This is a genomic window from Streptomyces sp. B15 (assembly GCF_018070605.1).
Classification (GTDB): Bacteria; Actinomycetota; Actinomycetes; order Streptomycetales; family Streptomycetaceae; genus Streptomyces; species Streptomyces smyrnaeus.
Genome location: NZ_JAGPXJ010000162.1, coordinates 1 through 8,138, shown reverse-complemented (window position 1 = coordinate 8,138; position 8,138 = coordinate 1). Strand labels below are relative to the sequence as shown.

The 8,138-nt window shown below is 70.5% G+C and carries 7 protein-coding genes and 1 pseudogene; 5 read left to right on the top strand and 3 right to left on the bottom strand.

Annotation, left to right across the window (positions count from 1 at the left end):
• Positions 1-334, top strand: a pseudogene (locus tag KBY19_RS34960) (MFS transporter); the annotation flags it as partial.
• Between the two features lie 45 nt (positions 335-379).
• Complete coding sequence (locus tag KBY19_RS34955) at positions 380-1,564, top strand: acyl-CoA dehydrogenase family protein (protein WP_185016448.1); 1,185 nt, start codon at positions 380-382, stop codon at positions 1,562-1,564.
• A 48-nt stretch (positions 1,565-1,612) separates the two neighbouring features.
• Here the strand turns inward: KBY19_RS34955 and KBY19_RS34950 are convergent, their stop codons facing one another.
• Positions 1,613-2,071, bottom strand: coding sequence for a cell division protein SepF (locus KBY19_RS34950; RefSeq protein ID WP_099879218.1), 459 nt, complete (start codon positions 2,069-2,071; stop codon positions 1,613-1,615).
• A 472-nt stretch (positions 2,072-2,543) separates the two neighbouring features.
• Between KBY19_RS34950 and KBY19_RS34945 the strand changes: the two genes are divergently transcribed.
• Both KBY19_RS34945 and KBY19_RS34940 read left to right on the top strand, forming a co-directional pair.
• On the top strand, positions 2,544-3,458 hold the full coding sequence (locus KBY19_RS34945) for a S1 family peptidase (protein ID WP_099879216.1): 915 nt from the start codon (positions 2,544-2,546) through the stop codon (positions 3,456-3,458).
• 580 nt (positions 3,459-4,038) lie between these two features.
• A complete protein-coding gene (locus KBY19_RS34940; RefSeq protein WP_099886366.1) occupies positions 4,039-5,082 on the top strand; it encodes a S1 family peptidase in 1,044 nt (347 codons plus the stop codon).
• Positions 5,083-5,249: 167 nt separating this feature from the next.
• On the opposite strand, the gene KBY19_RS34935 is transcribed toward KBY19_RS34940, so the two are convergent.
• Both KBY19_RS34935 and KBY19_RS34930 read right to left on the bottom strand, forming a co-directional pair.
• A complete protein-coding gene (locus KBY19_RS34935; RefSeq protein WP_099879214.1) occupies positions 5,250-6,278 on the bottom strand; it encodes an aspartate-semialdehyde dehydrogenase in 1,029 nt (342 codons plus the stop codon).
• 146 nt (positions 6,279-6,424) lie between these two features.
• Positions 6,425-7,111 carry a TetR family transcriptional regulator gene (locus KBY19_RS34930; RefSeq protein WP_099879212.1) on the bottom strand — a complete coding sequence of 229 codons (687 nt, stop codon included), beginning with the start codon at positions 7,109-7,111 and terminating at the stop codon, positions 6,425-6,427.
• A gap of 138 nt (positions 7,112-7,249) precedes the next feature.
• On the opposite strand from KBY19_RS34930, the gene KBY19_RS34925 reads away from it, so the two are divergent.
• Positions 7,250-8,017 (top strand): SDR family NAD(P)-dependent oxidoreductase, encoded by a 768-nt coding sequence (locus KBY19_RS34925; RefSeq protein WP_210957564.1) that lies wholly within the window; start codon positions 7,250-7,252, stop codon positions 8,015-8,017.
• Positions 8,018-8,138: the final 121 nt, after the last annotated feature.

Below are 8,138 nucleotides of genomic sequence, written 5' to 3'. Positions count from 1 at the left end.
GCCAGATCACCAGCGCGACGCCGGCCACCTCGGTGCCGGACCGGGAGAGGCACTGCGGTCGGCCGCACGCTCCTCCTTCGTCACCGGGCTGCATGTGACGCTGCTGGTCAGCGCCTGTCTGCTGCTGCTCGGCGCGCTGGCGGCGCTGCGGCTGCCACGCCGGATGGAAACCGGCCCCGGCGGCGCCGGGTGCGAAGCGGTGGAGCGCGAAGCGGCGGAGCGTGACGCCGCCCGCGGCGCCCGGCAGGGCTCCTCCTGGGAGCGGGGCGACACCCCCGAGGAACAGCAGCAACGCTCCGGGCACCCCTTGTCGCGGGGCGTTACCCAGTCGTAGCGTCAGCTCGGTAGCCGCGATCGTCCTCCTGTGAAAGGCGCCACCATGAGCTCGCTGCCCGCGTTCGACGCGCACGATCCGCTGGGGATCGACGATCTGCTCAGCGACGAGGACCGCGCCGTACGCGACACCGTGCGCTCCTGGGCCGGCGATCGCGTACTGCCACAGGTCGCCGACTGGTACGAGCGCGGCGAGCTGCCCGGCATCCGTGAACTCGCCCGTGAACTCGGCTCCCTCGGCGCCCTGGGGATGTCGCTGACCGGCTACGGCTGCGCGGGCGCCAGTGCCGTCCAGTACGGCCTGGCCTGCCTGGAGCTGGAGGCCGCCGACTCGGGCATCCGCTCCCTGGTCTCCGTCCAGGGTTCGCTGGCGATGTACGCCATCCACCGGTTCGGCAGCGAGGAGCACAAACAGCGCTGGCTGCCGTCGATGGCCTCCGGCGAGGTGATCGGCTGCTTCGGGCTGACCGAGCCCGACCACGGCTCCGACCCCGGCGGCATGCGGACCTTCGCCAAGCGCGACGGCTCGGACTGGGTGCTCACCGGCCGCAAGATGTGGATCACCAACGGCTCGGTGGCCGGGGTCGCCGTGGTCTGGGCCCGTACCGACGAGGGCATCCGCGGATTCGTCGTGCCCACCGACGCCCCGGGATTCTCGGCACCCGAGATCAAGCACAAGTTGTCGCTGCGTGCCTCGGTCACCAGCGAACTGGTGCTGGACGAGGTGCGGCTGCCCGCGGACGCGGTGCTGCCCGGCGCCGAAGGGCTGCGCGGACCGCTCAGCTGTCTGAGCCACGCCCGGTACGGGATCGTGTGGGGCTCGATGGGAGCGGCGCGGTCCTGCTTCGAGGCGGCGCTGGCGTATGCGAAGCAGCGGGAGCAGTTCGGCAAGCCGCTGGCCGCCTTCCAGCTCACCCAGGCGAAGTTGGCCGACATGGCGGTCGAACTGCACAAGGGGGTACTGCTCGCGCACCATCTGGGGACGCGGATGGACGCGGGACGGCTGCGGCCCGAGCAGATCAGCTTCGGAAAGCTGAACAACACCCGGGAAGCCATCCGGATCTGCCGCGCCGCACGGACCGTGCTGGGGGCGAACGGGATCTCGTTGGAGTACCCCGTGATGCGGCACAGCACGAACCTGGAGTCGGTGCTGACGTACGAGGGGACCGTGGAGATGCACCAGTTGGTGCTGGGCAAGGCGTTGACGGGGTTCGACGCGTTTCGAGGCTAGGGCCGCCGGCCCCCGGAGGGGCTGCCTACGGCGCAGCCCCTCCGGCGGTCAGCTCTGGTTGAAGAAGCCGCCCGGGTCGCGGCGGTCCTCGTTGGTGACGACGCTGTAGTCCGGCGGCGTCAACAGGAAGACACGGGTGGCGACCCGCTCGATGGAGCCGCGCAGTCCGAAGGTCAGCCCCGCCGCGAAGTCGACGACCCGCTTGGCGTCAGCGGGCTCCATCGCGGTGAGGTTGACGATGACCGGGACCCCCTCCCGGAAGAGTTCCCCGATACCGCGGGCGTCCCGGAAGCAGTCCGGACTGACCGTCGCGATCTTGGTGCCCTGGTCCTGCGCCGTCTCGGCCGTGACGCGCACTCTGGGGTCGGTGACCCACGGTTCGCGTGCGGCGTCCGCGGGCTCCGGACCCTCCGCGGGGCCGTCCGCCCCGTCGGCATAGTCGTAGTACCGCATCTCGCTGTCGTCGACGAGGCCCAGCCAGGCACTCGCCTTGCGCACCGATCCCATGGACGCCTCCTCTCCTTGCGCGGTGTCCCACCGTTCTCAGCGCTCCGCCGCGGGTCCGCAACCCCTATGGTCGTCCATGATGCTGATGATGCGCCAAACGGTTACCCGTCCGGCACGGCATTCGTGACGGTTCTGGTGCACAACGGGTGGCGCTCGATCAAGGTTGTTGTACCGAGCGGCAGGTGACGGGGGGCAGGATGTTCCGCCTTGTCCCGTTCCGGCCGGACGAGTGGCCGCTGATGCCATCCGAGTGAGCGACTGCCCTGTCGTGCTCCCAGGTTGACCAGGGGCTGGCCAGGGGTAGGCCAGAATCGTCTCCTCCCCCACTCCTTCCGGTGCCAAACGGCGTGGACGGCACGCGAACTGGACTCAGGGAGTCCGAAAGATGCCCTTGCGGGGCCGGAAAACCGCTGCGAATACTCCATGCAGCGTTTGTCAGGAGCACGCTTGGTTTCCCTGATCGGGAGGAAAAGTGAGGATCAAACGCACAAAAGCCAACGCAGGCTTGGCACGCCGCAGACGCAACGGGATGATCGCCGTCGCGTCGGGCATGGCAGCGGCAGGGGCGCTCATCGCGCCCGCCACGGCCTCCGCGGAAGCTCCGTCCCCCCACACCTTCACCGCGAGTCAGCTCAGCTCGGCAAGTGACGCCGTGCTGGACGCCGACGTCGCGGGCACGGCGTGGCACGTCGACAAGGAGAGCAACAAACTCGTCGTCGCGGTCGACAGCCGCGTCTCAGGTGCCGAGATCGCGCGCATCCAGCGCACCGCGGGCAAGAACGCGGGCGCCCTGGAGATCGAGCGCGTCAAGGGCACGTTCAAGAAGTACCTGTCGGGCGGGGACGCCATCTACAACGGGTCCGCCCGCTGCTCGGCAGGGTTCAACGTCCGCAGCGGCAGCACCTACTACCTGCTGACCGCCGGGCACTGCACCGATCTCGGCGGCAACTGGTACACCAACTCCAGCCGCACCACCCTGATCGGCCCCACCGCCGGATCGAGCTTCCCCGGCAACGACTACGGGATCGTGCGCTACAGCAACTCCTCCGTCTCGCACCCCGGGACCGTCGGCAACCAGGACATCACCAGCGCCGGCACGCCCTCCGTCGGTCAGACGGTGACCCGGCGCGGCAGCACCACCGGCACCCACAGCGGTCAGGTGACCGGGCTCAACGCCACGGTCAACTACGGCGGCGGTGACGTCGTCTACGGGATGATCCGCACCAGCGTGTGCGCGGAACCCGGTGACAGCGGCGGCCCCCTCTACCGGGGCAGCACCGCGCTCGGTCTGACCTCCGGCGGCAGTGGCAACTGCCGCACCGGCGGGACGACCTTCTTCCAGCCGGTGACCGAAGCGCTCAGCGCGTACGGTGTGAACGTCTACTGACGTACCGCCACCGGTACACGCACTGACACAGCTCGGCCTTGTGCCCGTGCACGCCCCCTGGGTGCGTGCACGGGCACTTCCGTGTTCGGCAGTTCTGTGTGCGGCGCTTTGGTGAGCGGAGCCCTCGCGTGGGTGAGCGCGCCTTTGTGTGCCGGTGCGCGGGTGTGTGCGCACGGGTGGGATCGAGGCGCCGTGCACGCGGGCGCGGCCGGCTTCGGGGTGCTTCGATACGGTGCCGGATTCCGGCCGCCGGGGGGACGAGTATCGGACAGGTCCATGCCTTACCTCGTGAACACACGGCATCGCCCCGCGTGTTCGTTCTACCGGACGTCAGGGGCAGAAAGGGACGTTCGGCACCTTGACAGGCGGACCGAACTTCCGGTCGGCTGACGTGATCTGAACCTTGTGCGGGGATCGGGGGATCGCAATACTCGGCCCACAAGTTGGCATGGACGCGACTTCCTCTTGGGTAAGAGGGTCGTGTTCATACATCCTCCGGGACCGCCCACGCCTCGGGCGGGCCCAACCCCCCACTGGAGGTATCACGTTGTCCAACCACCGACGCGTACCCAAGCGGCGGATGCTGCTCGCCGGCGCGGGCGCCGCGGCCCTCGCGGCCGGCGCGCTCACGGTCACGACCGCGAACGCCGCACCCGAAGCTCCCACGGCCAAGACCTTCTCCTCCGCCTCGGCGGCCGAACTGGCCTCGAAGCTCACCTCGGACATCAAGGGTGACGCGGGCTCCTACTACGACGCCAAGGCCGAGCAACTGGTCGTCAACGTCACCGATGACGCGGCCAAGGAGAAGGTCGAGGCGGCGGGCGCCAAGGCCCGGGTCGTCGAGCACACCCTCTCCCAGCTGACGTCCGCCAAGGACGCCCTCACCCGCAGCGACGTCACGGGCACGGCCCGCGCCGTCGATGTGAAGAGCAACAAGGTCGTCGTCACCGCCGACAGCACGGTCAAGGGCGCCGAGCTCGCCAAGCTGAAGAAGCAGATCAAGTCCCAGGACGGCAAGGCCGAACTGAAGCGCACCAACGGTAAGTTCACCACCAAGATCGCCGGTGGCGACGCCATCTGGGGTGGCAACGGCCGCTGCTCGCTCGGCTTCAACGTCACCACGGCGGACGGCAAGCCCGGCTTCCTGACCGCGGGCCACTGCACCACGGCCATCTCCTCCTGGTCCGACAGCCAGGGCGGCCAGCCCATCGCCGAGAGCGGCGACGGCAAGTTCCCGGGTGCCGACTACGGCATCGCCACCTACACCGGTGACACCGACCACCCGAGCGAGGTCAACCTCTACGACGGCGGCACCCAGGCCATCTCCGGCGCCGGCGAGGCACAGGTCGGCCAGAAGGTCACCCGCAGCGGCAGCACCACCCAGGTGCACGACGGCACAGTCAAGGCGCTGGACGCCTCCGTCTCCTACCCGGAGGGCACCGTCGACGGGCTGATCCAGACCGACGTGTGCGCCGAGCCCGGCGACAGCGGCGGCTCGCTCTTCGCGGGCGACAAGGCGCTGGGCCTGACCTCCGGCGGCAGCGGTGACTGCTCCTCCGGCGGCGAGACCTACTTCCAGCCGGTGCCCGCCGCGCTCGACGCGCTGGGCGCCAAGATCGGCTGACCCCCACCGGCTGATCCAGCACCCGGTCACCACACGGGATCCTGGCGAGCCCCTGTCGCGGAGGGGCTCGATACCCCCCCACAGCGGAACCCCCCGGACCAGGTCCGGGGGGTTCCGTGCTTCCGCGCGGCTGCCGTGCCGCGTACTCGCCTGCCGCCTGCCGGGCGTCAGCTCAGCTCGGCCGCGACCAGCTCCGCGATCTGAACGGCGTTGAGCGCGGCGCCCTTGCGCAGATTGTCGTTGGACAGGAAGAGCGACAGACCGTGCTCGACCGTCTCGTCGGCGCGGATCCGGCCCACATAGCTGACGTCCTTGCCCGCCGCCTGCAGCGGGGTGGGGATCGGCGACAGCTCCACGCCCGGCGCGCCGGCCAGCAACTCGGCGGCGCGCTCGGGGCTGAGGGGGCGTGCGAAGCGGGCGTTGACCTGGAGCGAGTGGCCGGTGAAGACGGGGACCCGCACACAGGTGCCGGAGACCTTCAGCTCAGGGATGTCCAGGATCTTGCGGCTCTCGTTGCGGAGCTTCTGCTCCTCGTCCGTCTCCGCCAGACCGTCGTCGACGATCGAGCCGGCCAGCGGCAGCACGTTGAAGGCGATCGGACGCTTGAACTTGTCCGGCTCGGGGAAGTCCACCGCCTCACCGTCGAAGGTCAGCTGCGCGGCGTCGTTCTCCACCGCCTTGCGGGCCTGGCTCTCCAACTCGGCGACGCCCGCCAGACCGCTGCCGGAGACCGCCTGATAGGTGGCGACGACCAGCGCGGTCAGCTCCGCCTCCGCGTGCAGCGGACGCAGCACCGGCATCGCGGCCATGGTGGTGCAGTTCGGGTTGGCGATGATGCCCTTGGGCCGGCGCCGGGCCGCTTCCGGGTTCACCTCGGAGACGACCAGCGGCACCTCGGGGTCCATCCGCCAGGCCGAGGAGTTGTCGATGACGACCGGGCCCTGCGCCGCGACCTTCTCGGCGATGGCCTTCGAGGTGGCGCCGCCCGCCGAGAACAGGACGATGTCCAGCCCGGTGTAGTCGGCCGCGGCCGCGTCCTCGACGGTCACTTCGCCGTCCTTCCAGGGCAGCGTCCGGCCCGCGGAGCGTGCGGAGGCGAACAGCCGCAGTTCGTCGACCGGGAAATCACGCTCGGCCAGAATCTCGCGCATCACTGTGCCGACCTGACCGGTGGCTCCGACAATCCCGACCTTCATGGGGCTCCTTCTGCCTTTCGCTGGGCGCGCGGCTCGACGGGGCGGCTCCGCCGCTGCGGAAGACCTGCGCCCTTCGCCGCGCTGATGTCGTGCGTGCCCCTACCCTGCACGGTGCGGGGTACGGGGTGCCAGCACTTTGATTTGGGTCACAGCCCCCCGGCACCGGGGAGCGGCTGTGCGCGGGGCGTGCGCACTCCCGCGGTCAGCTCCCGTAGACAGCGTACGGCGAGTGCGGCGGGACCCCGCTCGGGATCATCGGGCTCGGCTTCCGTGGCCGCCCAGGCCTCCATCGCGATCCGCATGGCGGCGTTGGCGGCCGCCGCCGCCAACCGCAGCTCCAGCGGGTCGGTGCCCTCGCGCGCGAGCCCGGTCAGCACCGGCACCAGCGCCTCCTCCGTCTCCGCGTGCACCCGCAGCCACACCGAGTGCAGCGCCGGCTCGCCGGGGACGGCGCGCAGCAGACCGCGGGTGCTCTCCAGCGCCTCGGTCCGGATGTCCGCGTACGGCCCGTCCGGGGTGAGCGCTGCCCGGACGGCGTGCTCCAGCGCCTGCGTCACGGACAGCTCGGCGGGCGCGGCGGCCAGATCGGCCAGCCACTGGCGTACCCCGCCGGTCAGCAGCGGAGCGACCGCCTCCTCCTTGGTGCGGAAGTAGCGGTAGAAGGTGCGCAGCGAGACGCCCGCCGCCCGTGCGATGTCCTCCGCGGTGACGCCCGCCGCGCCGTGCTCGGAGAACAGCTCGGCGGCGTGCCGGGCGATCTCCCGTTCGGTCTCCGCCTTGCGGCGCTCGGTGAGGGAGGGGCGCGGGACGGTCTCTTCGGGGTGGGAGCTCATGGGCGGCAAGCGTAGGTCACAACGGCGGGGTACGCCTGCATGGCACAACGTGCCATGCAGGCGTACCGTGACGGAGGAGCCCGCCGAAGGCTCCGTCAACGGAAGCCGAAGGCTTCCGGCAACAGAACAGGAGCAGCCATGAATCGCTTCACCGGTAGAAAGGTCCTGGTCACCGGCGCGGGCTCCGGGATCGGCCAGGCCACCGCCCTGCGGATACTCGCCGAGGGCGGCAGCGTCGTCGCGGCGGACATCGCCGAGACCGGACTGGAGAAGACCCGCGCCCTGGCCGCCGAGCACGGCACGGCGACGGCCGGACTCGACCTGACCACCGTCGACATCTCCGACGAGGACTCCGTACGCGAACACATCGGCGCCGCCGTCGAGCGGCTCGGCGGGCTGGACGTACTCGTCAACGCCGCGGGCATCCTCGACTCCCGGCACACCGAGACGATGACCCTCGACTTCTGGAACCGGATCATCCGTGTCAACCTCACCGGAACCTTCCTGGTGACCCGGCAGGCGCTGCCCGCGCTGCTGGCCACGGGTGAGGGGGTCGTCGTCAATTTCAGCTCGACCTCGGCGAGTTTCGCGCACCCCTATATGGCCGCGTACGCCGCGACCAAGGGCGGTATCCAGTCCTTCACACACGCCATCGCGGCCGAGTACAGCAGGCGCGGGTTGCGGGCCGTGTGCGTGGCGCCCGGCTCCATCGACTCCGGCATGACCCGTGCCCCCGGGCTGCCCGAGGACGCCGACTACGGGCTGCTCGCGAAGCTGTCTCCCGCCCTCGGGGAGGGCTTCGCCGGTCCGGAGACCGTCGCCGGTGCCATTGCCATGCTGGCCTCCAGCGATGGGGCCTTCATCACTGGTACCGAGCTCCGCATCGACGGCGGCACCCACATGTAGAACCCGCCGCCAATGGCTGAGGGGGCCCGCCTGGGCCCCCTCCCGTTGTTGGGGGCTCCGCGGGTGGGTGGGGGGCCGCGGTGGGCTGAGGGTCCCAGCCTTGGGCCCCCTCCCTGTTGTG

What these genes read in the sequence shown, in the direction of transcription:
- KBY19_RS34955 (WP_185016448.1), top strand. Translation starts at nt 380, where the DNA reads ATGAGCTCGCTGCCCGCGTTCGACGCGCACGATCCGCTGGGGATCGAC.
- KBY19_RS34950 (WP_099879218.1), bottom strand. Translation starts at nt 2,071, where the DNA reads ATGGGATCGGTGCGCAAGGCGAGTGCCTGGCTGGGCCTCGTCGACGAC.
- KBY19_RS34940 (WP_099886366.1), top strand. Translation starts at nt 4,039, where the DNA reads ATGCTGCTCGCCGGCGCGGGCGCCGCGGCCCTCGCGGCCGGCGCGCTC.
- KBY19_RS34935 (WP_099879214.1), bottom strand. Translation starts at nt 6,278, where the DNA reads ATGAAGGTCGGGATTGTCGGAGCCACCGGTCAGGTCGGCACAGTGATG.
- KBY19_RS34930 (WP_099879212.1), bottom strand. Translation starts at nt 7,111, where the DNA reads ATGAGCTCCCACCCCGAAGAGACCGTCCCGCGCCCCTCCCTCACCGAG.
- KBY19_RS34925 (WP_210957564.1), top strand. Translation starts at nt 7,250, where the DNA reads ATGAATCGCTTCACCGGTAGAAAGGTCCTGGTCACCGGCGCGGGCTCC.